The organism is Pseudomonas sp. LF020, from assembly GCF_053456425.1.
The window spans coordinates 245,533-269,034 of record NZ_JBRFIX010000001.1; the positions used below are offsets into that span (position 1 = coordinate 245,533).

A 23,502-nucleotide genomic window follows, 5' to 3' on the forward strand; every position below is an offset into this window, starting at 1 on the left:
CACGGAGCCTTCGAAAAACACGGAGCGAAAAATACCCTGTTACCACCCCGTCACCGGGCTTTCGTGCTTAGCGGGCGGCGGTGACCTCCGGTGCCTGGCACAGCGTATGCGTGCCCGGTTGCAGGTATGGCGAGAGGATCGGTGCCATGCCCTTGAGCACCTGCACCGGCAACGCCGAGGTGAACTTGAAGTTCTCCGCCGAGCGCCCGGGGACGAACGCGGTGAGCGTGCCGAAGTGGTTGTTGCCGATGTAGAACACGAAGGTTGCGGTACGGTTGATCGACTTCGAACTGAGGATCCGCCCGCCAGAGCCGATGGCTTCGATGCGGTTGTCGCCGGTGCCGGTCTTGCCGCCCATCACCAGCGGGGTACCGTCGGCGGTTTTGAAACTGCCGGAAACTCGTTTCGCCGTACCCGAGTCCACCACTTGCGAAAGGGCCTCGCGCATCGCCGTGGCGACCTCCGATGGCATCACCCGTTTGCCCACATGTGGGTCGTTGGTCAAGCGCGTTTCATAGGGTGTACCCGCGGCAAAGTGCAGGCTGTCGATGCGCAGCGTGGGCATGCGCACGCCATCGTTGAGGATGGTGCCGATCAGCTCCGCCAGCGCGGCAGGGCGATCGCCGGAGCTGCCGATGGCGGTGGCCAGCGACGGCACCAGATGGTCGAACGGATAGCCGACTTTCTGCCAGCGCTGGTGGATTTCGAGGAACGCTTCGATCTCGAGCATGGTGCGGATGCGGCTGTCACGGGCGCCCTTGTGCTTGCTCTTGAACAGCCAGCTGTAGACCTCCTGCCGCTCGAACTGACTGGCCTTGACCACCTGGCTGAAAGTGGCGTCCGGGTTGTGCAGCAGGTAACCCATCAACCACAGGTCCAGCGGGTGGACCTTGGCAATGAAGCCCTGATCCGGCAGGTCATAGGTGCCCGGGCCGTAGGCGTCATACAACCGGATCAAGCGATCGTCGGTGAGTTTTTCGGTGAGCTTGGCGCCTTTGAGGTGGGCACGCACGAAGCTGTTGAAATCTTCCTGACTGGCATTGGGCAGCAGGTAGCGGTGTACAGCGGCCATGCGGATCGGGGTCGGGCGCATGCTGTCGAGGAAAGTGTCGAGGCGCGCCTGGGTGTCCTTGTTCTTGTACTTCTTCCAGAACTTGAGCAGGAACGAAGTGCCTTCGCGGTCAGCAAAACTGGCCAGGTATTCCTGACGCCGAGGGTCGCGGTCGTCCTTGAGCAACTCGGCGCTGCTGTTGGGGCCGGAGTAGGTGACGTAGCGCACCACATCGCGCATCAGGCGAATGAACGGCAGGTTGATCGACTCGCGCAGGGCATCGCGCAGGGTCGGCATGCGGCCGTTGTCTTCCTTGCGAAAGTTGTGGAACACGTGCAGGCCGCCACCGGTGAAAAACGCCTCGCCGGGGCTGGCCGAATATTTACGGTCGAGCGCGGCGCCGAGCATTTTCGACAGATCGTGGTCTTTGTTCTGGATCAGGTAGTCGATCACCCACTGGCTGAGGCGGTCCTGATCCGGCACTTCGACTTTCTTCAATTCCGGCACGCTCATGGCGCCGTACTTGTCGTGCAGTTCGGAGATGATCTGCAGGTAAGTGGTGAGCACGCGCATCTTCGCCGTCGAGCCGAGCTCCAGCTTGCTGCCCTCGTTGATGTCGAACGGCTGGTCGGTGCTGTCGGTCTGCACGCGCACCCGCGAGCCGTCCGGGGTCAGTTCGAACAGGGTGAAGCTGTAGCGCACCTGGGTGGTGCTGGTGGGGGTGAGCAGGCGTTCGCCGATCAGGCCGATCTGCCCGGCAAACGCGGGATCGGCGAGTTTTTTCAGGTACTCGGTGGCCTGGGTTTGCAGGTCGCCCTGCAAGGTGCTGGTGGCTGAGAGGTCGAGGCGATCAAGGTCGTACAGCGGACGGTTGAGCATACTCGCCAGACGGCTGCGGGCGACGCTGATGCCCTTGTTGGTATCGATCGGCTGAATCGTCGGCTGGGTTTGCCAGTCGCGGTAGGTGACCTTGCTCGCCAGCGCGGCATCGGCCAGCGCGCTGTCGATCACGCCGTTTTGTTTGAGCAGGCGCAAGTGGCTGTCGGTGAGGTCGGCGAGTTCTTCGCGGCCTTTGGTCAGGTAATGCGAAGGGCGGCGCTGGGCGATCATCAGCGAGAGCATTTCACGCAGGGCCAGGCCTTTGTCGGCCATGGTTTTCGGGTCGGTGGCCGGGCTGTTGAGCTGTTCGTTGGCCTTGTTGAAATCGCTGCCGTACCAGACCCGCAAACCTTCGGCCATGCCATGCACTTCACCGTGCCCCGGCACAGCGGAAAGCGGCACGCTGTTGAGGTAGTCACGGATGATGTTCTGCCGCGCGCCGAGGGTTTGCGGGCCGGGCTGATAGGCGCGCACGCTGGCGGACAGCATCTGGCGGATCTTCTCGGCGCCAGACACGGTCAGGCCATCAGGCGAGTGCCGGTATTTCTCCAGTTGCGTTGCCAGGGTGCTGCCGCCCGCCGATTGCCCCGGCAGGTGCAGCAGTTTCGCCACCTGCGACCACGCGGCCATGCCGAAGCGCGGCCAGTCCACCGCCGGGTTGGCCAGCGGTTGTTTGGGGTCGAGCAGAAAACGGTTTTCGATGAACAGCAGACTGCTGACCACTACCGGCGGAATCGCCGCGAAACTCGAATACAGCTGTTGTGGATACTTGTACTGATACAGCGGCGCGGCGCGGCAGTCGGTGATCGACAACCCGGCCTGGATCTTTTCCGAATAAGGCACGAACAGGCCTTTGTCGGTATAGCTGAGCAGCGCCGGGGAAAAACGCGTCTGCTCGGTGATCACGTAGTCGCGCTTGAGCAGGCGTGGCAGGAATTCATCGAGGGAGCTGTAGCCCAGACGCAGATCGAACGGCCCGTTGCCCGGATAGCGGATCGCTTCGCTGGGGCCGGGTTCCAACTGATATTTGAGCGAGGCGGCGTACTGGCTCAACTCCCGGGACTGGAAACGCGAGGTGCGCATCTCCTTGCTCGCGGCCAGACCCACCACGATGGCAATAATCAGCAGCAATAACCAGAACGCCTTCCAGCCATGCCGGTTGCGGCGTTTTTGGGGGGGGACAGGCGCTTCATCCACACGTTCAGTCGGAACCACGGCTTTACTCGAATCGGTTTGCCACAAAGCGCCCATAGTCGATTGATCCATTCACGCAGATTGATCGGACTTGACTGAAGCTTAGACGGTGGTTGGTGATGGGGAAAAAAAAGTGCGGGGTTTGAGTGGGTTGGTTTCTGAAGAAAACTGCACCTGTGGCGAGGGAGCTTGCTCCCGCTGGGTTGCGTAGCAGCCCCAATCCCTCTGATCGCGATCTTTCTGAAACACCGCGTGCGCGAGTATTACGACGGCTTCGCCGCCGAGCGGGAGCAAGCTCCCTCGCCACAGGGGGAGTAGGTGCTTTAGAGCCAGCAGGCATCCCAGAGTGGGTAATCGCCAATCCGCTTCACCAATCCTGCCCGTAGCGGATTGGCGATGATGTAACGGGCGAAGGGTTTCAAGTCTTCGCCATCACGGATGGCGCGGTCGTGATAGCCGGTTTGCCAGAACGCGCCTTTTCGGTTCAGGGCGCGATTAATCGACAAAGTGCTGCGGGATTTCACCGCTTGCATCAGACGTTCAATATGCATTTCTTCCAGCTGGACCAACCAATGGAAGTGGTCAGGCATCACCACCCAGGCTATCGAATCGACCCATCGCTGGTCATGAGCTCGCCGGAGTTCCGCTACCAATAAACGACCCACCTGCCAATCGCTGAATATCCTGCGGCGCTGATACACCACTGCAGTTATCAGATAGGCACGTCCCGATTCCGAATAGCGCCCTCGGCGTAGCCTGTGTGAATGTAGATGTTTACGCATTCCGTTGCGTCCTTCGCGAGTTCAATCCTTATCCACGCTAGTCGCAGCATTCAAGAATTGGGTCTGCGATGACTGTACGAAATTTCCGAAAATTTCCAGGTGTCGCCTCCTCTGTGGCGAGGGAGCTTGCTCCCGCTCGGCTGCGAAGCAGCCGTAAAACCTGTGCACGCGGTGTTTCAGGCAGATCGCGATTGCAGGGATCAGGGCTGCTGCGCAACCCAGCGGGAGCAAGCTCCCTCGCCACAGGTAATTTGACAGTCAAATTGATCGAAACCGCTGTGCTAGAGCCATCACCCACGCGATACCACCAACGCAGGTACATGACGATGCACCCATGCTGTGCAATACTCGGCGGCCTTTTTGGTGGCGACTATTCCTACGTAAAGCAGTTAATGCCTCTCCGTAAACCGGCTTTCTGCCGAGAGTTCCCGCTGAATGTTGTGGTTTATAGAGTGAAAAGCCCTGTCACAAGCTTTTTATACTGCACGCCCCGCTGATCTTGCAGGTCGGGACCTGCAAGGCGCGTTTGCCCACGAGGCAGGCGCGGTTTCGGCAAGCCAGGGCCTATCGGTCGACGCTTCGCCACTCGGTGGTCATATCCAATAACAAGACGAGGTTGTATCCCTATGCCAGTCGGCAATCACCTGCCCCATGGCGAGACCGCTCACGGCGGCCCGCTCAAACGCGAACTCGGTGAACGGCATATCCGCCTGATGGCGCTCGGCGCCTGTATCGGTGTCGGCCTGTTCCTGGGTTCGGCCAAGGCCATTGAAATGGCCGGTCCGGCGATCATGCTGTCGTACATTCTCGGTGGCCTGGCGATCCTGGTGATCATGCGCGCCCTCGGTGAAATGGCCGTGCACAATCCAGTGGCCGGCTCGTTCAGCCGCTATGCCCAGGATTATCTCGGTCCGCTGGCGGGTTTTCTCACCGGCTGGAACTACTGGTTCCTGTGGCTGGTGACCTGCGTCGCGGAAATCACCGCCGTCGCCGTGTACATGGGCATCTGGTTCCCCGATGTACCGCGCTGGATCTGGGCCCTCGCGGCGCTGGTCAGCATGGGCTCGATCAACCTGATCGCGGTAAAGGCCTTCGGTGAATTCGAGTTCTGGTTCGCCCTGATCAAAATCGTCACCATCATCGCCATGGTCATCGGCGGCGTCGGCATCATTGCCTTCGGTTTCGGCAACGACGGCGTGGCGCTGGGGATTTCCAACCTGTGGGCCCACGGCGGCTTCATGCCCAACGGCGTGACCGGTGTGCTGATGTCCCTGCAAATGGTCATGTTCGCCTACCTCGGTGTCGAGATGATCGGCCTGACCGCCGGTGAAGCGCGCAACCCGCAGAAAACCATCCCGAATGCGATCGGCTCGGTGTTCTGGCGCATTCTGCTGTTCTACGTCGGCGCGCTGTTCGTGATTCTGTCGATCTATCCGTGGAACGAAATCGGCACTCAGGGCAGTCCGTTCGTGATGACCTTCGAGCGTCTGGGCATCAAGACCGCCGCCGGTATCATCAACTTCGTGGTGATCACTGCAGCGCTGTCGTCGTGCAACGGTGGCATCTTCAGCACCGGGCGCATGCTCTACAGCCTGGCGCAGAACGGCCAGGCCCCGGCCGGTTTCGCCAAGACCTCCAATGGCGTGCCACGTCGTGCGCTGCTGTTGTCGATTTTCGCGCTGCTGATCGGCGTGCTGCTCAACTACCTGGTGCCGGAGAAGGTCTTCGTCTGGGTGACGTCGATCGCTACCTTCGGCGCGATCTGGACCTGGGTGATGATCCTGCTGGCGCAACTGAAATTCCGCAAAGGCCTGAGCGCCAGCGAACGTGCCGGGCTGAAATACAAGATGTGGTTGTACCCGGTCAGTTCGTACTGCGCGCTGGCGTTCCTGGTGCTGGTGGTCGGCCTGATGGCGTACTTCCCGGATACTCGCGTGGCACTGTATGTGGGGCCGGTGTTCCTGGTGCTGCTGACGGTGTTGTTCTACGTGTTCAAGTTGCAGCCGACCGGTGAAACGCAGGGCGCGGTGCGTTCGGTTTCCTAAGCGGTAACGCTCGATAGTAAAAGCAAAAGATCGCAGCCTGCGGCAGCTCCTGCACGGGATATTTATTCACCCTGCAGGAGCTGCCGCAGGCTGCGATCTTTTGACGTTTTACCGCTGGTCTGAAAGAGCGATCCAACTCACCTGAAAACGCTCACATTTCTATCAGATTCACATTCCGCGCAGCATTGAACCGAGGCGCGAACATGAGGACGAGCGCTTTTCTCGAACGAGAACTCAGTCAGCGTCAGGTCGCGCTGTTCTTCCTGCTTGCCACCTCGTTGTACGTCCTGCCCCTGATCCTCGCCGACTTCCCCTACATCGATGACAACTGGCGCTCACTGGCCGCCGGCAATGCCTGGGCCGGGCAGGGGCGGTTGTTTGCCGACTGGTTTTTTCAGGCGCTGACCTTTACCGATGCTGCACCGAACATCTTCCCCTTGCCACTGTTGCTCGCCTCGGTTGCGATGAGCCTGGCGCTGACCCGCCTGACGTTTCACTGCTTCACTGAACCGACGCTGGCCTCTTGTCTCGTTGCGTTGCCGCTCTGGTATAACCCGTTCCTGTTGCAGAACCTGTCCTACCAATACGACGGCCCGATCATGGCCCTGAGCATGGTCGCGGTGATCTGCGCCATCACGTTCGAAGGTGCATCGCGGGTGCAGCGCTGGCTGGTGCCGGCGGCGTTGCTGGGATTGGCGATCGGGTTGTATCAGATCAGCTTCAATCTGTTTCTCGGTCTGTGTTGTGTCGAGTTGATCAGGGCTGTTCAGCGGCAAACGCCGTGGCCGGAGATCCTGCGGATGGTGGGCTGGAAGCTCGCACAAGCAGGCCTGGGGATCCTGATCTACAGCGTCACGGCTTACCCGTTCATGGAGACGTTGCGAAAAACGGATCTGTTGAACCTGGACACCAACCCGCTGTTGCAGATTGGCATCAATTTCACGCGGGTTCTGCAAAACGTCGCACTGCTGTTTCACGGCGGCTACTCGTGGGTTTTCGCGGCACTGGTGTTGGGTGCGATCGCCGGCATTGTGCGACTGGTTCAGTACCGACAGCACCGGTGGCCAACCCTGCTGCTGTGCTTGCTTACGCTGCCTGTCCTGGCATTGCTGGTGCCGGGGATCACGCTGCTGTTCCGTGACTTCAATGAAGGCGCGCGGACCCTGATGGGGTTCGGCGTGTTGCTGCTGGGACTGTTCTATCTGGCGCATATTGCGTTGGCATCCGGGCACCGCCGCTTGCCCTTGCTGCTGATCATTCCGCTGCTGGCGACGCTCTCGCTGTCCTTCGCCTATGGCCGGGTACTGAGCCTGCAGAAAACCTTCGCCAGCAGCGCGCTGTACAGCCTGAGCCACGACATCGCCGCCCATCGCGAGCTGCGTGAAGCCAAGCGGATTTACCTCTCGGTGAGCTACTCCGATCGCTGGCTGGCCAGTGCGACCGGTTCATTCAAACGGCTGCCGGTGCTGCACTATTTGCTCAACGTCGACTACTTCATCCTCGCGGAAAATCTGCCGGCAGCGGGCATCACCAACGTGGTCGCCGAACGCGAACGGCGCAATGCCACCCGCGTTGGCTATCAGGGTTTTCCAGCGCTGGTGGACAGCCTGTATTACCGGATTTACCTGATTGGCGATTACGGTTTCATCGTCATGAAAGAGCCGCCTCACGGCAGGTTGCTGCAGTGGTAACCCTGACCGTCCGTCGCAAACCACCCCGCACCTGTAATTTCTGACAGTAGACCGCTCAAGCGCCTTGCCCTAGTTTCGAAAATCGGCCGGACGAAGGCATGGCAAGGAACCGTAATGAAAGGATTTCCTGCGCTGACAGTGATTGGAATCGCCGATGCCCTGATCCACTGGCAGATTTTTTTCGTCCTGTGCAGCGCCATCGGATTGACCCAGGCAGCCAGTAACTTCGCCGCGTTCTGCGTGGCGGCGGCGTTCTCGTTTTACGTGAATATGCTCTACACCTTCGACAGTAAAACGCCGGTATTCGGCTATTTGCTGTTTATCGGGCTGATGGGCGGAGCCAGTTTCGGCATCGGTGCGATTGCCGATGCGCGTGACTGGAGTGGTCTGCTGACGGTCACGGTGTTTACCGCGCTGAACCTGATGTCGGGTTACGGCTTTTTCCGCTTGGTGCTGTTTCGCCAGCAACGGAGCTGAGGCGCCAGTTTGCCGATCAGACTGGCGCATCGATCATCATGCTGCGGCTATCTCCTGCGGCTCAAAACTGTCCGCCCGCGCCATCTGCCACATCCGCGAATAGAACTCGCCATTCACCTCACCCGTGAGCAATTCCCCCGGTTTCAGAAACACATGCAGCTGCGAGAACAGTTTGATCTCGGTCGCCGACATGCGTCGTACCAGGTGCTTGGCCGACAGTTGTGATGGATGCTCAAGACCGGCCGCCGCCAACATTTCCGCCAGTGCCTTGAGCGTGTTGCGGTGGAAGTTGTAGACGCGCTGGGCTTTGTCCGGGACGACGAGGGCGCGCTGGCGCAGGGCGTCTTGCGTCGCGACGCCGGTCGGGCATTTGTTGGTGTGGCAGCTTTGCGACTGGATGCAGCCGATGGCGAACATGAAGCCGCGCGCGGAGTTGGCCCAGTCGGCGCCAATGGCCAGCACGCTGGCGATGTCGAAGGCGCTGACGATCTTGCCGCTGGCGCCGAGTTTGATCTTGTCGCGCAGGTTCAGGCCCACGAGGGTGTTGTGCACGAACAGCAGGCCTTCGCGCATCGGCACGCCGATGTGGTCGGTGAATTCGACCGGCGCGGCGCCGGTGCCGCCTTCCTTGCCGTCGACCACGATGAAGTCCGGCAGGATGCCGGTTTCCAGCATGGCCTTGGCGATGCCCATGAACTCCCACGGATGCCCGAGGCAGAACTTGAAACCCACCGGTTTGCCGCCGGACAGTTCACGCAGTTGCTGGATGAAATGCATCATTTCGATCGGCGTGGAGAACGCGCTGTGGCGTGACGGCGAGATGCAGTCTTCGCCCATCATGATGCCGCGGGTGTCGGCGATTTCCTGGGTGACTTTGTGCTTGGGCAGGATCCCGCCGTGGCCGGGTTTGGCGCCCTGGCTCATCTTGATTTCGATCATCCGCACCTGCGGACTCTGCGCCTGAGTGGCGAAGCGTTCCGGGTCGAAGCGGCCATCGCTGGTACGGCAACCAAAGTAGCCGCTGCCCAGTTCCCAGGTCAGGTCGCCGCCGTGTTCGCGGTGATACGGGCTGATGCTGCCTTCGCCGGTGTCGTGGGCGAAGTTGCCGAGTTTGGCGCCCTGGTTCAACGCACGGATCGCGTTGGCGCTGAGCGAACCGAAACTCATCGCGGAAATGTTGAACACCGAGGCCGAATACGGCTGCGTGCACTGCGGGCCGCCGACGGTGACGCGGAAACTGCTCGGGTCGCTCAACGGCGCCGGGCGCATCGAGTGGCCGATGAATTCGAAGCCCGATTGATAGACGTCGATCAGCGTGCCGAAGGGTTTGTCGGCGGTTTCGTTCTTCGCCCGCGAATAGACCAGCGAACGTTGAGCACGGGAGAAAGGCAGGGCGTCGCTGTCGGATTCCAGCAGGTACTGACGGATCTCAGGGCGGATGCCTTCGACCAGATAACGGATGTTGCCCAGGATCGGGTAGTTGCGGCGCACCGCGTGCGGGCTTTGCAGCAGGTCGAACAGACCGAGCAGGCTCAACACGCCGGTGACGGCGGTGATCGGCCACAGCCAGTCGTGTTCGAGAAAGGGCAGGCTGGCGAGGGTGAAAATCACGCAGACGGCAAAGAAGGCGTAGCGGCTCAGGAGTGACAGGCTCATACGGTTTCCTTGGTTCGGACTCAATGGTTACCCATGACGCGCAGACTGGCTTGCTCTTGTGGCGAGGGAGCTTGCTCCCGCTGGGTTGCGCAGCAGCCCCCAACCTGGCCATCACGGTCTGTCTGCTGCATCGCGTGACCAGGTTTTGCGACTGCTGCGTAGTCGATCGGGAGCAAGCTCCCTCGCCACAGGGAATTCCAAGCTTTAGATATCTCCTGCGTGCCAAGGCTATTCAGGCGCTCTGCGCCTGGAGAAAAATCGAAAACAGCTCCGACTGGGATTTGATCCCCAGCTTGCTGTACATGTGTTTCTTATGGACTTTCACGGTTTCTACGGAGATTTCCAGCTTACGGGCGATTTCTTTACTGGAGCAACCGCTGAGCATTAACCGCCCGACATCCAGCTCCCGGGCGGTCAGTTGCGCGCCTTTGAGTTGTTGCACCGAGGCTTCCAGTTGCACCCGCCAGTCCGCCGGTGCAGGCGCGGCAGCGAGGGCCACGGTCTGGTTGATCTCGTACGGCAGGCGCTGACGCAACAGGCCCAGCACCCACGGCTGGATCAAAGACAGCAAAGCGATCTGTTCGCCAGTGAAACGTTTTTCACTGCCCAGCGACAGGCACAAGGTGCGCTCACCTTCGAGCTGACAATTGAACTGGATTTCGTCAGCGACCACATTCAGACGAAAGTATCGCTGGTAATACTCGGTCAGCTCGAAATGCTCCGGCGCCACCTCGGACAGGCGGTACAAACCGGTGCGCGACTGCTCGCGGCAGGCGATGTAGAACGGGTCGAGCAGATACAACCCGCGCAGATAATCCTGAAACAGCGGGTCGGGACTGCCGTCTTCGCCGGGGCATTCGGCGAATACCTGCGGGTGCTGATCGGCACTGAACAGCAGCGCCACCCAGCTATCGAATGCCACGTACTGGTCAAGCAGACGCACCAGTTGCGCCCAGAAATTCGGCTTGTCGAGCGCGTCGATCAGTTGCCCGACGGCGCGGTGCCAGGTGATGTCATCAAACGAAACGGACATGGACTACCCCTATCGGGTTACCCCGGCCGCGTGATTCCCTGGCCGGTTGCTTGCTGCGCATACTGGCCCACAGACAGCCACCGGGCAATCTTTCAGCGCCCGGCCATGACCCCAAGGACTCGCGATGAAAGTCGAACTCGCCCAACTGGCGGGCCGTGACAAAGACACGGCGTACAACCTCGAACGTGCCCTCGCGGCGATTGCCGCGTGCGCCGCCGACACACAACTGATCGTATTCCCGGAAACCCACCTGATGGGCTTCCCGAGCGCCAACACCGTCGCACACATCGCCGAACCGCTGGATGGCCCGACCGTCAGCGCGGTGCTGGCTGCCGCCCGCGAGCGCAACATCGCCGTGGTGATCGGCATGGCCGAGAACGACAACGGGCGCTTCTACAACACCACGCTGCTGATCACCCCCGAAGGCATCGCGCTGAAATATCGCAAAACCCACCTCTGGGCTTCGGATCGCGGTGTGTTCGAGGCCGGCGATCGTTACGCCACCTGTGAATGGAACGGCGTGCGCGTCGGCTTGCTGATCTGCTACGACATCGAGTTCCCCGAATCCGCCCGCGCCCTGGCGCAACTGGGCGCCGAGTTGCTGATCGTGACCAACGGCAACATGGACCCATACGCCCCGACCCACCGCACCGCGATCATGGCCCGGGCGCAGGAGAATCAGGCGTTTGCGTTGATGGTCAATCGGGTTGAGGCCGGGGATGACGGCTTGATGTTTGCCGGCGGCAGTGCGCTGGTCGATCCGCTGGGGACGTTGCTGTTCGAAGCTGGACGTGAAGAAGGGCAGTTCAGCGTCGAGCTGGATTTCGACCGGTTGGAGATTGCGCGCAAGGATTATCGCTATCTGGATGATCAGCGGTTGAAGCTGCCGGGGGAGGTGGTGGAGCACGCGTGCGGATTGCGTGAGTTGCTGATTCCTGCGCGCTGATCCGGTTCTGTGTCGGTCGGGCTGACGCCTTCGCGAGCAAGCTCGCTCCCACAGGGGAGCGGGGGTCACTGTGGGAGCGAGCTTGCTCGCGAAGAGGCCAGTCCAGACAACACACCTGCTTGATCGAAAAAAAAACAAAGCCACACCCGAAACATTCGCCGAACTCGGCTCTGCCATAAATCCAATAAAATTCGGAGTAAGTCGCTCATGGCTCGTTTGCAACGCACCCTGTCATTAGGCTCGGTGGTGCTGTTCGGCATCGCCTACATGACGCCGATCATTGTCCTCGGCACCTTTGGCATCCTCGCGCAATCCACCGCCGGCATGGTCCCGGCCGCGTATCTGGCGGCACTGGTGGCGATGTTCTTCACCGCCATGAGCTACGGGCGCATGGCCGCTGCGTTCCCGGTCGCCGGTTCCGCCTACAGCTATGTGCGCAAGGCGATCAGCCCCAAGCTCGGTTTCATCGCCGGTTGGGCGGTATTGCTCGATTACCTGTTTCTGCCGATGGCCATCTGGCTGATCGGCGCGGCGTATCTGGCGTCGGCGTTCCCGTCGATCCCGCAGTGGATCTGGGTACTGGCGTTCATCGGCATCACCAGCGCGATCAACATCATCGGCCTGAAACTGGCCAACGGCATCAACGCCTTGCTGATGCTCGTGCAATTTCTGGTGCTGATCGCCTTCGTCGCGCTGTGCGTGCACTACATTGGTGGCGATGCGCGCACGCCGCTGTGGTCGATCAAACCGTTCTTCAACGGCGACATGCAGCTGCCGCTGATCATGAGCGGCGCGGCCATCGCCTGCTACTCGTTCCTCGGTTTCGATGCGGTCAGCACGCTGACTGAAGAAACCCGCGACCCACGCCGCACCATTCCACGGGCGATCATGTTGATTACGCTGATTGGCGGGCTGATCTTCGTCGGCGTGTCGTACTTCGTGCAGATCGCCCACCCGTCGATCCAGTTCGACAGCGTCGACTCGGCGGCCTATGAAATTGCGCGCAACATCGGCGGCGATCTGTTCGTCTCGATCTTCCTCATTGGCTTGATCGTCGGCCAGTTCGCCTCGGGGCTGTCCGCTCAGGCCAGTGGTTCGCGCCTGCTGTTTGCCATGGGCCGCGACGGCGTGTTGCCCAAGTCGTTTTTCGGCACCTTGCATGCGCGCTTCGGCACACCGGTCAACAGCATTCTGCTGTGTGCAGCGGTGGCGTTGCTGGCACTGAAACTCGACGTGACCACCTGGACCTCGTTCATCAACTTCGGCGCGTTCCTGGCGTTCAGTCTGGTCAACCTGTCGGTGATTTTTCACTACTGGATCGGCGGCGAGAAAAAAGGCCCGCGTGAGCTGGTGCTGTTCCTGATCTTCCCGCTCATCGGGCTGGTCGCGGACTTGTGGCTGATGGTCAGCCTCGATCACCTGGCGGTGTATCTGGGCCTGAGCTGGCTGGCGATTGGCGTGGTGTATCTGGCGGTGCTCACGGGCGGCTTTCGTCGTCAGCCACCGGAGATGGATTTCCAGGAAGCCACGTAAGATCTCGGCAGCGGCTTTGCTGCGCAACGGCAAGCATGTGATGCTTGCCGTTTTTGCACCAAAGGCTTTGTCTGACATGTCGACTTTTTCCGCTCCACCTTCCGGTCTCATCCGTATTGCCGCCGCACTGTTGCTCAACCCCGAAGGCCGGACCCTGCTGGTGCGCAAGCGCGGCACCATGGCGTTCATGCAGCCGGGTGGCAAGATCGAAGCGCATGAATTGCCGGTGCACGCGCTGGCCCGTGAGCTGGAGGAAGAGCTGGGCTTGCAGATCGATCCGGCGCAGGCCGCTTTTCTCGGCCAGTTTTCGGCGCCGGCCGCGAACGAGCCGGGGTTTGTGGTGCAAGCGCAGATATTTCAGCTGACCATCGACGCCGATGTGATGCCCGCTGCCGAAATCGAGGAAGTGCTCTGGATCGATCCCGCTACTGATCCCGCTGTCGTTCTGGCGCCATTGACACGCGACCTGATCCTGCCGTTTTATCGCAACTCGCTGACGGCGATTGCCTGATCATCCACGCACAGGACGCTCACCATGATCCCGCTCCACGACCTGCTGATCTTCGCCGCCGCCGCGCTGTTGATGGTCCTGACGCCAGGGCCGAACATGATTTACCTTATCTCGCGTTCGATCTGTCAGGGACGCAAGGCCGGGGTCACCTCGTTGCTCGGTGTGGTGGCGGGATTCTTCGTGCACATGTTTGCCGCGGCTGCGGGTTTGACCGCGGTGTTTCTGGCGGTGCCGATGGCTTATGAAGTGCTGAAGTGGGCCGGTGCGCTGTATCTGCTGTGGTTGGCCTGGCAAGCGGTCAAACCCGGTGCGCGCTCACCGTTCGAAGCGCAGCAACTGCCGCCGGACTCGTCGCGCAAACTGATCAGCATGGGCTTTCTCACCAGCGCACTGAACCCGAAAATCGCCGTGTTCTACCTCTCGGTGTTTCCGCAGTTCATCACGCCTGAACACGGTTCGGTGTTTACTCAAAGCATCATTCTTGGCCTGACCCAGATCAGCGTCAGTTTCAGCGTCAATCTGCTGATCGCACTGTTCGCGGCGGGCATTGCCTCGTGGTTCGTCAGCAACCCGACCTGGCTGGCGGCGCAGCGTTATTTCATGGGCTTTGTACTCGCCGGTCTGGCAGTACGGCTGATGCTTGAACAACGCAGGACGGCCTGAGCATGTGGATCGAACGCCTCGACGCCAGCCACGCGCTGGCTTACCGCGAGCTGATGCTCGAAGCCTACGACCGCCATCCGCAGGCCTTCACCTCCAGCGTGCGCGAGCGCGCGGTGATGCCGTTGAGCTGGTGGGAAGGGCGTTTGACCAGCAAGCTCGATGTAGTACTTGGCGCGTTCGAGAACGGTGCACTCGCCGGTATCGTCGGTCTGGCCTTGGAACCGCGTGAAAAGGCCCGGCACAAATCGACCTTGTTCGGGATGTACGTTTCAGCCGACTTTCGCCAGCACGGTCTGGGGCAGAAACTGGTCGAGGCGACCATCGCCGAAGCCCAAAGCCATCCGGCGCTGAAACTGATCCAACTGACCGTCACCGCCGGCAACGACGCCGCGTTCAAGCTGTACCGGCGCTGCGGTTTCATCCAGTTCGGGCTTGAACCGCTGGCGGTGCGGGTTGGCGAAGATTACTTCGACAAGGTCCACATGTGGCGTGAACTCTGATCGCTCCCTGAGTGAGGGGCTTTTGTGGCGAGGGGATAAATCGCCTCGCCACAATGAATCTTTTTGTCCCGCAAATGTTCTCGGTTTACCGTCAGCCATGAGGCACCTTGGTGTCAGCGCACTGCACTGACCCCATCCAGCGTCGAGAACGACGTGTCCTTGGCCGTCAGCAGGAAATCGCGCATGTACGGCGCATCGAGCATGTCGGCGCGGATCGCCGCGTACAGCGTGGCAAACAGACCTTTTTCGCCCAGGCGCTTGGCCTTCACGTAGCCGCGCGAGCTGTATTCATGCAGTGCCCAGTGCGGCATGCCGCAGACGCCACGACCACTGGCGACCAGTTGCATCATCATCACCGACAGCTCCGAGGTGCGCACCTGCGCCGGTTCGATGTCGGCCGGTTCGAGGAAGCGGGTGAAGATGTCCAGCCGATCGCGTTCCACCGGGTAGGTGATCAGGGTTTCAGTCAGCAGGTCTTCGGGGACGATGTACGGTTTGCTCGCCAGCGGGTGCTGGTTGGCCACCGCGAGCATCGCTTCGTAGGTGAACAGCGGCACGTAGGTGATGCCGGCGATGTCCAGCGGATCGGAGGTCACCACCAGGTCCAGATCGCCGCGGGCCAGTGCCGGCAACGGGGCGAAGGCGAAACCCGAGGCCAGATCGAGTTCGACCTCCGGCCAGGCGTCGCGGAACTGGTCGATGGTCGGCATCAGCCACTGGAAACAGCTGTGGCATTCGATTGCCATGTGCAGGCGCCCGGCGGTGCCGCCGGCCAGACGACTGATGTCGCGTTCGGCGGCGCGCAGCAGCGGCAGGGTCGCGTCAGCCAGTTGCAGCAGGCGCAGGCCGGCGCTGGTGAAACGCACCGGTTTGGTCTTGCGCACGAACAACGGCATGCCCAGGCGTTCCTCCAGTTCCTTGAACTGGTGCGACAGCGCCGATTGGGTCAGGTGAAGACGGTCGGCGGCGTCGACCAGGCTGTCGGCCTCGCGCAGGGCGTGCAGGGTTTTCAGATGACGGATTTCAAGCACTGCTGGCCCCATGAAGAAAATTTGTGATCATGACGAAAGCGGTGAGTTTGTCTCATGTTGACGGCGCTGTCGACCGCTCCAGCAGCAGCGGGGCATAGCCAGTGCCCCGCTGCTTTTGCCCTATAGATCTGCGAAATGCCGGATGCCCAGTGGTTTGCCGATATCGCCGCGCCAGATCGCCTCGATCTGCGCACCGCCGGCGGCCCGGGCCTGCTGCCATTGCAGGCCGAGATTACGTTGCTCCGGCAGTTTCAGATGCGCTTTGACGAAGTCGGTGAATGGCACCTTGTCCGAGGTGTAGTGAAAGTGCGCAAACCACAGCGTGCGCGGCGGTGTGCTGGTGAGGTCGCGCACCTCGTATTCCTGAAGGTAATCCTTGCGCCCGTCAGCGCGTTTGCCCAGTGCCCGCAGTGCGCCTTCCTTGCGGATTTCCACCACATGCTGTTGCAGCAAATAATCCAGATAGCCTTCGGTAGGCGTCTTGCTGCGCATTGACTGATCGATGCGCAAAGTACGGCCGGTTCGCCGCAATTCTGCGGCCGTGTCGTGCAGTTGGCGCACCATCGGCTCGGTCGGTGACAATCGCTCGATGGCCTGCGCGCGGGTACTCAGTTCCGTCGCTTCGCTGCCGAGCATATGTTCCAGATCCACTGGCAGCATGTCCTGGGGGGCGTAGGCCTGAACCTTGTCGCTGTAGGCGGGAACTGCCGCAAGACGTTTTCGGGCTTCGGTCAGCAATGGCTGAACGTCGCCTGGCAGGGGGGCAGCGGCCGGCGTGCTCTGAGCTTGCAGGTGGTACTTGCCAGTAGAGCGCGGCAACCAGGTTTCGCGGAACCCGTCGATGCCTTCGACAGTGAAGCGTTTCTCCCGGGTGCCGGCGTCGATGCTTTCCGTACCGATCAGCAACTGGTTGTCCTCGGTTTCGAACAGTTGCTTGCCGCCGGGCTCTTTAGGCTTGATTGGCGGACGCTGTTTGATCGCATGCCGCGCGTGCTCTTCAACCTTGCTCAGACCGTCGAGAAACGGCCCGACCTGTTCCAGATCCAGATGCTGCGCATAACCGAGCGTCCAGGCGTGGAGCTGACGGCGAAAACCGGCATAGATCTGCAGGCAATCCTCGATCACCCGATTACGCTGGGTCAGGCTGGCGCCGACCTCCGGCAGATGATGTTGAGTCAGCAGCGCACGCCCGACCTTGGCACGGGCATTTTTCAGCTGGGTATGGAAATACACCCAGGACAGGTCGGCCACCGCGTCGTAGCGGGTGATGATTTCCAGCAGGTGCGCAGTTCTCAGGTAGTGGTGTGTGTGGTCGCCGAGTTTACGGTTGATGGCCAACATGTCGGCTGCCATTTTGGATTTATGCGCTTGATAGGTGATGCGGTTGTTCCACAGGTTGGCCTGCTCGGTGATTGCATGCAGGTGATCGAGCTCCTTGATAAAATCCTTGCGTGCCAGCTTGCGCCGGGCCATGAGTTTGATATGGGCAGCGATATTGTCAAAGCGCGTGGCATCGGACTCGGCGACCAGTGCGTCGATCCGGTTCAGGTGCTCAAGCAAGCGGTCACGGGCCACGGTGACGCGTTGCACGGAGCGGTCGACTACGATCCATGCACAAAGGCTGTGGATCTCTTTGATCTGCAGGCTCTTGTGGCCGTGGCTCAGGGGCAACAGCTCGGCAAGGTTGTCGTATTGGGCGATCGCGAGCTCGATGTCATTGCGGCAGGCGGCGTCAACGGCTGCCTGCAGTGGCTTGCGCTGGGCAATGTCGAGTGACTGGTAGTTCTCCAGCAACTGGTTGGTAGCGCGTGTCTGGGTATCAAGGCGCCGGGTATAGGCGTCGGCGGTGTTGGTCAGGGTCAATTGCCTGCGCAATTGCCGATCGGTCCACCAGCGCGGCAACCATTGGCGGATGGACTCGGGCCAGAGCGGGTCCATGCCGTCGGCCAGATGCCCGAGCACGGCGCCACCGCCGGCACCGCCACCGTCCATTACAGTGCCGTGCACCGCGTAATGGGTATTCCACTGGCCGCTTTCGTCGAGGGCGATCGGTTGTTTGTAGCCGCGGCTCGCCGTGCCGTAGAGCCTCCAGCCACGCGACGCATCGCTGAGCTGCACCCGGTAGATGCGGCCCTGACGGACGATAAAATCGCCCTCGGCATGTCGATAGACGTTGCGATAAATCCCATGGGTGCCGGGGTGCAGGCCGGCGAGGGAAATCTCGTGTTCGTACTCGTAACCCTTGAAGCGTTCGAGTGACTGCCTGGTCCATTGCCAGGATGTCGGTATCGCGGCGGATCTGCCCAAGGCCGCGCGTTGCCGGTGACGGGTGGCCAGGCGTGCGGCTGCGGGGACCGAGACTGATCCGGGAAGCACATCCATTGCCGCGTCGATCAATGACAGCAGCACCGCCTCTACCTCCGCCAGCCCATGCCCGAGCTCGCCCCGCAAGAACGCCGCGACGGCCAGATTGGCGCTGTTCCAGGCGTCATACAGGGCCACGGCCGCGCCCACGAACGGCAACATGCCGATGGCCATTTTCAGGTAGTTGAACAACGCCCCGGATTTCAGTGCACAGCGCTCCAGATACAACGCATCGTTGGAACGCGAACTGCCGCGATGGGCCTCCAGTAGTCGGCCCATGTGCACGTTCAACAGGTGAATGGCCAGCGAGGTGGTCGCCGGCCAGGCCATCCCGACGCCGATCAGTGCATCGAAATTGCGCAGCTGAGCCTGGTTGATCCGGCTGACATGACTGGCAAAATCGCCACTCACGGCGCGTCCGGCCAGGTAATTGACCATTTTGCTGTCCACACAACGCCTGAACAGATCCATCCGCGCCAGTTCCAGCGTTTCGTACTGACGCAGGAAGATGGCGTCGGTGCTGTCGGGCAGGTACAGCAGGGTCAGGCCACTGGTTTGCTCGACAATGAACGTGACCCCCGCGAGCGTGCTCGTCCCCTGATGCGCGGTGTCCTCTCCACCGACGGTCAGGTGCGCCGGCAGCAGCGCAATGCGTTGTCCGTCGACGGCATACGCCTGAGATGTAGTCGCCTCGATGGCGACCTTCAGCACAGCGTGGCCGGCACTGTCGATGTGCCGTTGCAGCAAGGCGAATTCGCCTTGCAAGCGGAGCATCAGCCGCCACGGTTCACTCAGGCATTCGCGGCGCCAGGCCTGCTGAAACGCCGGTTCTTCCGGCGCGCCGAAAAACGCCAGGCGAATCAGTTCTTCGTAACGTCCGGGCAGATCCAGTTCCGTTACCAGTTTGCGCAAATAGACCGGGTTGAGCCCGGCTTCGAGGCTCTGCCGATCACTTGGGTCCTCGTCGCTGATCCTGGCCTGCATGAACGACAGGCGCCACCACATGTCCTGATCGACATTGTCCTGTGCCAGTTGTTCGAGAGGGACGACACTGCGCTTGTCGCTCGCGGTCAGGATGTTGCGTTGCGGCGTGCCGGGCCCGGGGGCTTCCATCACGGTTCTACGCCAGAAAGTCGAGTCGGGCAGGTCGAGACTCACACTCACCCGTTGTTTGAGCGCGAAGTCTGCGCGCAAACGAGCGTCGATACGCTTTTCGGCGAAGGCCTGACGTGGCGGCAATTCCCGTTCGAGCAAGGCATGAGCGCGTTGCATGGCGCCGAGGTAGCGGTTGATCAGCGCTTTGATCTGCGCACGTTGCGCAGTGTCCAGGTTGTCAAACCACCCGGGCAGGCTACCGGCCAGCGCGGCGCTGTGGTCTTGCGCCTGACGTTCGGCAAATGCCCGCTCACGGGCCTGCGCGATCGGTACGGTCAGGCGCGGCAGGTGTTGTTCGCGCAGCTTTTCCATTTCGGCCCGACGCTCGTCGGCCCGTTCGGGCAGCGGGTTATCGCGCAGAATCTGCGCGGCCTGCCGTTCGCACAGATAAAGCTGCTGATCGAGGGACCAGACGAGCGGGTCAACAGTGAGCGGGGTCAGGTGCAGGGTCAGCCCGCCGTCGCCGGGCGAGCGTTTGAACAGGTCCTGCTCCAGCGCCGCCCGCGAAGCAAAACGTTGCAGGCCGCCGAACTGGCCGGGCCAGTAAAGCAGCAGGCTGTCAGTCGAACCGGGGGCCAGCGCCGCAGTTGTCGCGATGATCAGCACGCCATGCAGCTCCTCGACGGCGGTAACGCCCTCATCTGTCGCCGCCAACGATACGCGCGCGATGACCCCGTCCGCTGTCGGCAGGTTGCGCTCGGGCGCGTCGAGCATCGCGATGACAAGCCGATGCTCCTCGACGGACAGTTGCTCCAGCGCCCGTTGCACTTCGACTTCGGCGCGCAACCCCGCGACGCGGGCCTCCAGCAGGGCCTGGTAATGCACGTTTGTGGCATGGCGCAATTCGAGCATCGTCAACGGATGATGGCTGTCGAGCAGGGCCGATGCCGCGTCATGACTGGCTTGCCGGGCCGCGTTCAAGGCGTCGAGTCGTTGTCTCTGTTGTTGACGTTGCGGGCTGTCCGGATCGGCGTCGCCAAACAAACGGTCAAGCGCACGCTGTTCAAGCGCCAGCGTCTGCAGACGCAGGTCCAGGGGAATGTCGGCAACCAGCAGGCCGAAGGGCGCGACCTCACTGGCGGTTGGCCCGGCACTCTCTGGCCGGGTGGGCGCGACCGGGAACAATTTGTCGAGCGCGGCCCGACTGGCACCAGTGCTTGCCGATGAGGACATCAGTGGTTCAAATCCGCGTGTGAGCGGATCGCTACCGAACTCGATGAAGTCCAGCGAGGTGATGCGTAGCGGATCCGGGTGCTGGTCAATCAGCCAGCGTTCAAGAGCGGTCTGCTGTTCGAAACGCATCAACGGTTGCGGGTGCGCGGGCAGATAAAGCAGCAGCGTTTCCTCCAGCACGATCAGCAACGTGCCGTACACGCGCAGGCGGCTGTTATCGACGCGGTTGAGCACCGGTTGTGCGACCCGCAGGTCCGCCGCGACCTTGTTCGATGGGGTGAGGAGCTGCGCCAGCCTGTGTCGTTGTGAGGTGTCGAGCTTGCCCTCGGCCCCCGCCCATTGAAGCGCGGCCTCGAAATGCAGGTGATACAGGCTCAGGGCATGCTCGCGCCGCGACAGCGCCGTGCCGGGGGCGCGGGCACCCCACCAGGCGCTTTCGGGCTGTTGGGAATGGTGGGCCAGGAGATCCAGCCATTGCTGGTGACACTCGTTCAAACGAGCCGTCGCCAACAGGTAAAGCGTTTGATCGACGTATGGCTGTAATCGTTGATCAAGGCCGAAGTCGGCCGTTGCAGGTGGCAGTGCGTGGGACATGCGACAAGGCTCCAAAAGGCATGCGGGCCGGGTGATTCCGGTTTTCATGCCTATTAGAGGCGCGCTGTCACAAGCTCATGCGGTACATGGTTATCGCTTGCTAGTGCTTTTGTTTCAGAGGGTGTACAGACCGCTCCGGCCTGATTCGTTGCCGTCATCGCTTTGGCATAGAAGAGCGTGCCGGACGTCGGGACGCTGTGCAGAATGACCGCTCGGCAATCTTCATCAAACTGTCACGCAACTGTGGCAGCGCGCTTGCACAAACTTCATCAGACTCGCGCTCTACTGGGGTTCTGCGTTTCGGTGTTTCTTCATGCGTTTATTTCTTTTGTTGGCCGCGCTGTTGTTCGGCCTGCCGTTGATGGCGGCTTCGCGTTGCGACGTCAATGTACCGACCGAACGGGTCGATCTGGCACAGGTGAGCCTGGCGTACCAGAGCATCGGTCGTGCTTCGGATCCGGCGCTGTTGCTGGTCATGGGCCTGGGAGGCCAGTTGATTCACTGGCCCGACGAAGTGGTGGTTGCGCTGTGTCAGCAGGGTTTTCGGGTGATCCGCTATGACAATCGCGATGTTGGTCTGTCCACTTGGCGTCAGGCCCCGGCCGAGGCCAACCTGACGTTCGAGGTGTTGCGCTACAAGCTCGGCTTGCCGGTGTCGGCGCCGTATTCGCTGACCGACATGGCCGACGATGCGCTGGGTTTGATGGACGCGTTGCACATCGACCAGTTTCACGTGCTGGGCGCGAGCATGGGCGGGATGATCGCCCAGCATCTGGCGGCGATGGCTCCGCAACGGGTGGAGAGTCTGACGCTGATCATGACCAGTTCCGGCGCCGAAGGGTTGCCGGCGCCCAGTGCGGCGCTGGTGCAACTGCTGGCGCGGCGTGGCGCACCGAATCGCGAGGTGGCATTGGAGCAGCAGGCTGATCTGTTGGCGGCGCTCGGTAGCCCGGCGGTCACAGATGACCGGCAGGCACTGCTGCATCAGGCGGCGATTGCTTACGACCGGGCATTCAATCCTGAAGGTGTGAAGCGCCAGATCATGGCGATCCTCGCCGAGCCGAGCCGGGTGACTTTGCTCAATCAACTGCGGGTGCCGACCCTGGTGGTGCACGGCACGGCCGATCCGTTGTTGCCGGTAATGCATGGCGTGCACCTGGCGGCGCACATCCGTGGCAGTCAGTTGAAGCTGATTCCGGGGCTGGCCCATCGCTTCCAAGAGGCGTTCAAGGCGCCGTTGCTGGCGGCGGTGTTGCCGTATTTGCAAGAGCACCGTGAAGACACCTCGCACTGGGCGCAGATCGAGCCGGTGGCGGCGGGGAATCTGTTGTAACCGGGTCGGTCCCATCGCGAGCGGGCTCACTCCTACACTGGCATGCACCCCTGTAGGAGCTGCCGTAGGCTGCGATCTTTTGCTTTTGAAGATTAAAAGATCGCAGCCTGCGGCAGCTCCTACAGGTGTATCTTTCGGACTTTGCGATGTGCGATCTGTCCGCGAGGTGTGTGATGAATTCCGCTTTGAAAATCGATTTTGTCAGCGACGTTTCCTGCCCGTGGTGCATCGTCGGTCTGAATGGCTTGCTGCAGGCGCTGGAGATACTGCGCGATGAAGTGCAGGCCGAGATTCATTTCCAGCCGTTCGAACTGAACCCGAAAATGGGCCCGGACGGGCAGAACATCACCGAACACATCAGCGAAAAGTACGGCTCGACCCCGGAGCAGTCACAGAAAAACCGCGAAGCGATTCGTGCCCGCGGCGCCGAGGTCGGGTTCGCCTTTCGTACCGATGGCAACAGCCGTATCTACAACACCTTCGATGCCCATCGTCTGTTGCATTGGGCCGGCCTTGAGGGGGTGCAGCTGCCGTTGAAGCAGGCGCTGTTCAAGGCCTATTTCACCGATGGCGGCAATCCGTCCGACCATGCGCAACTGGCGCAGATTGCCGAAAGCGTGGGTCTGGATCGGCAACGTGCCGAAGCGATTCTGGCCAGCGACGAATTTGCCGATGAAGTGCGCGAAGAGGAGCAGCTGTGGCTGCAACGCGGCGTGAGTTCAGTGCCGACCGTGGTGTTCAACGGTCAGTACGCGGTGACGGGCGGGCAACCGGTGGACACTTTTGTCGGGGCGATCCGGCAGATCATCAGTGAAACCCGGGGCGGCACCGTCAGCAACTGAATCCCCACCCCCGGGGCGGCACCGTCAACAACTGAATGGCAACCCTGTA

General features: G+C 61.3%; 16 protein-coding genes. 10 read left to right on the forward strand and 6 right to left on the reverse strand.

The genetic code is table 11. The features are described from left to right. Positions 1 to 67: 67 nt before the first annotated feature. Positions 68 to 3,181 carry a transglycosylase domain-containing protein gene (locus ACU680_RS01145; protein ID WP_448178431.1) on the reverse strand — a complete coding sequence of 1,038 codons (3,114 nt, stop codon included), beginning with the start codon at positions 3,179 to 3,181 and terminating at the stop codon, positions 68 to 70. Positions 3,182 to 3,447: 266 nt separating this feature from the next. Beyond that, a complete protein-coding gene (locus tag ACU680_RS01150; RefSeq protein ID WP_007964493.1) occupies positions 3,448 to 3,906 on the reverse strand; it encodes an REP-associated tyrosine transposase in 459 nt (152 codons plus the stop codon). A 626-nt stretch (positions 3,907 to 4,532) separates the two neighbouring features. On the opposite strand from ACU680_RS01150, the gene ACU680_RS01155 reads away from it, so the two are divergent. The 3 genes from ACU680_RS01155 (at position 4,533) to ACU680_RS01165 (ending at position 8,119) form a co-directional block, all read left to right on the forward strand. Beyond that, a complete protein-coding gene (locus tag ACU680_RS01155; RefSeq protein WP_367085606.1) occupies positions 4,533 to 5,951 on the forward strand; it encodes an amino acid permease in 1,419 nt (472 codons plus the stop codon). A 203-nt stretch (positions 5,952 to 6,154) separates the two neighbouring features. Continuing rightward, on the forward strand, positions 6,155 to 7,642 hold the full coding sequence (locus tag ACU680_RS01160) for a glucosyltransferase domain-containing protein (protein ID WP_448178432.1): 1,488 nt from the start codon (positions 6,155 to 6,157) through the stop codon (positions 7,640 to 7,642). Between the two features lie 114 nt (positions 7,643 to 7,756). Beyond that, positions 7,757 to 8,119, forward strand: a complete 363-nt coding sequence (locus tag ACU680_RS01165; RefSeq protein WP_448178433.1) for a GtrA family protein — start codon at positions 7,757 to 7,759, stop codon at positions 8,117 to 8,119. 36 nt (positions 8,120 to 8,155) lie between these two features. Here the strand turns inward: ACU680_RS01165 and ACU680_RS01170 are convergent, their stop codons facing one another. Both ACU680_RS01170 and ACU680_RS01175 read right to left on the reverse strand, forming a co-directional pair. After that, positions 8,156 to 9,775, reverse strand: a complete 1,620-nt coding sequence (locus ACU680_RS01170) for an FMN-binding glutamate synthase family protein (RefSeq protein ID WP_448178434.1) — start codon at positions 9,773 to 9,775, stop codon at positions 8,156 to 8,158. A gap of 232 nt (positions 9,776 to 10,007) precedes the next feature. Next, a complete protein-coding gene (locus ACU680_RS01175; protein ID WP_007968846.1) occupies positions 10,008 to 10,808 on the reverse strand; it encodes a helix-turn-helix transcriptional regulator in 801 nt (266 codons plus the stop codon). Between the two features lie 124 nt (positions 10,809 to 10,932). Here ACU680_RS01175 and ACU680_RS01180 point away from each other — a divergent pair, with 124 nt between their 5' ends. The 5 genes from ACU680_RS01180 to ACU680_RS01200 all read left to right on the forward strand — a co-directional run bounded on the left by ACU680_RS01180 (position 10,933) and on the right by ACU680_RS01200 (position 14,961). Beyond that, positions 10,933 to 11,754 carry a carbon-nitrogen hydrolase family protein gene (locus tag ACU680_RS01180; RefSeq protein ID WP_448178435.1) on the forward strand — a complete coding sequence of 274 codons (822 nt, stop codon included), beginning with the start codon at positions 10,933 to 10,935 and terminating at the stop codon, positions 11,752 to 11,754. 207 nt (positions 11,755 to 11,961) lie between these two features. Next, positions 11,962 to 13,287, forward strand: coding sequence for an APC family permease (locus ACU680_RS01185; protein WP_448178436.1), 1,326 nt, complete (start codon positions 11,962 to 11,964; stop codon positions 13,285 to 13,287). A 76-nt stretch (positions 13,288 to 13,363) separates the two neighbouring features. Then, the gene (locus tag ACU680_RS01190) at positions 13,364 to 13,798 is read left to right on the forward strand and encodes an NUDIX hydrolase (protein WP_448178712.1); all 435 of its coding nucleotides are present in this window, start codon (positions 13,364 to 13,366) and stop codon (positions 13,796 to 13,798) included. A 24-nt stretch (positions 13,799 to 13,822) separates the two neighbouring features. Next, complete coding sequence (locus tag ACU680_RS01195) at positions 13,823 to 14,461, forward strand: LysE family translocator (RefSeq protein ID WP_367085599.1); 639 nt, start codon at positions 13,823 to 13,825, stop codon at positions 14,459 to 14,461. A gap of 2 nt (positions 14,462 to 14,463) precedes the next feature. Then, a complete protein-coding gene (locus tag ACU680_RS01200; RefSeq protein WP_448178437.1) occupies positions 14,464 to 14,961 on the forward strand; it encodes a GNAT family N-acetyltransferase in 498 nt (165 codons plus the stop codon). A 113-nt stretch (positions 14,962 to 15,074) separates the two neighbouring features. Here the strand turns inward: ACU680_RS01200 and metR are convergent, their stop codons facing one another. After that, positions 15,075 to 15,992 (reverse strand): transcriptional regulator MetR, encoded by a 918-nt coding sequence (metR, locus tag ACU680_RS01205; RefSeq protein WP_007968856.1) that lies wholly within the window; start codon positions 15,990 to 15,992, stop codon positions 15,075 to 15,077. 120 nt (positions 15,993 to 16,112) lie between these two features. Continuing rightward, positions 16,113 to 21,278 carry a dermonecrotic toxin domain-containing protein gene (locus ACU680_RS01210; protein WP_448178438.1) on the reverse strand — a complete coding sequence of 1,722 codons (5,166 nt, stop codon included), beginning with the start codon at positions 21,276 to 21,278 and terminating at the stop codon, positions 16,113 to 16,115. A gap of 313 nt (positions 21,279 to 21,591) precedes the next feature. On the opposite strand from ACU680_RS01210, the gene ACU680_RS01215 reads away from it, so the two are divergent. Both ACU680_RS01215 and ACU680_RS01220 read left to right on the forward strand, forming a co-directional pair. Beyond that, positions 21,592 to 22,611 carry an alpha/beta fold hydrolase gene (locus ACU680_RS01215; RefSeq protein WP_448178439.1) on the forward strand — a complete coding sequence of 340 codons (1,020 nt, stop codon included), beginning with the start codon at positions 21,592 to 21,594 and terminating at the stop codon, positions 22,609 to 22,611. Between the two features lie 173 nt (positions 22,612 to 22,784). Further along, a complete protein-coding gene (locus ACU680_RS01220; protein WP_448178440.1) occupies positions 22,785 to 23,453 on the forward strand; it encodes a DsbA family oxidoreductase in 669 nt (222 codons plus the stop codon). The last annotated feature ends 49 nt before the right edge of the window (positions 23,454 to 23,502 follow it).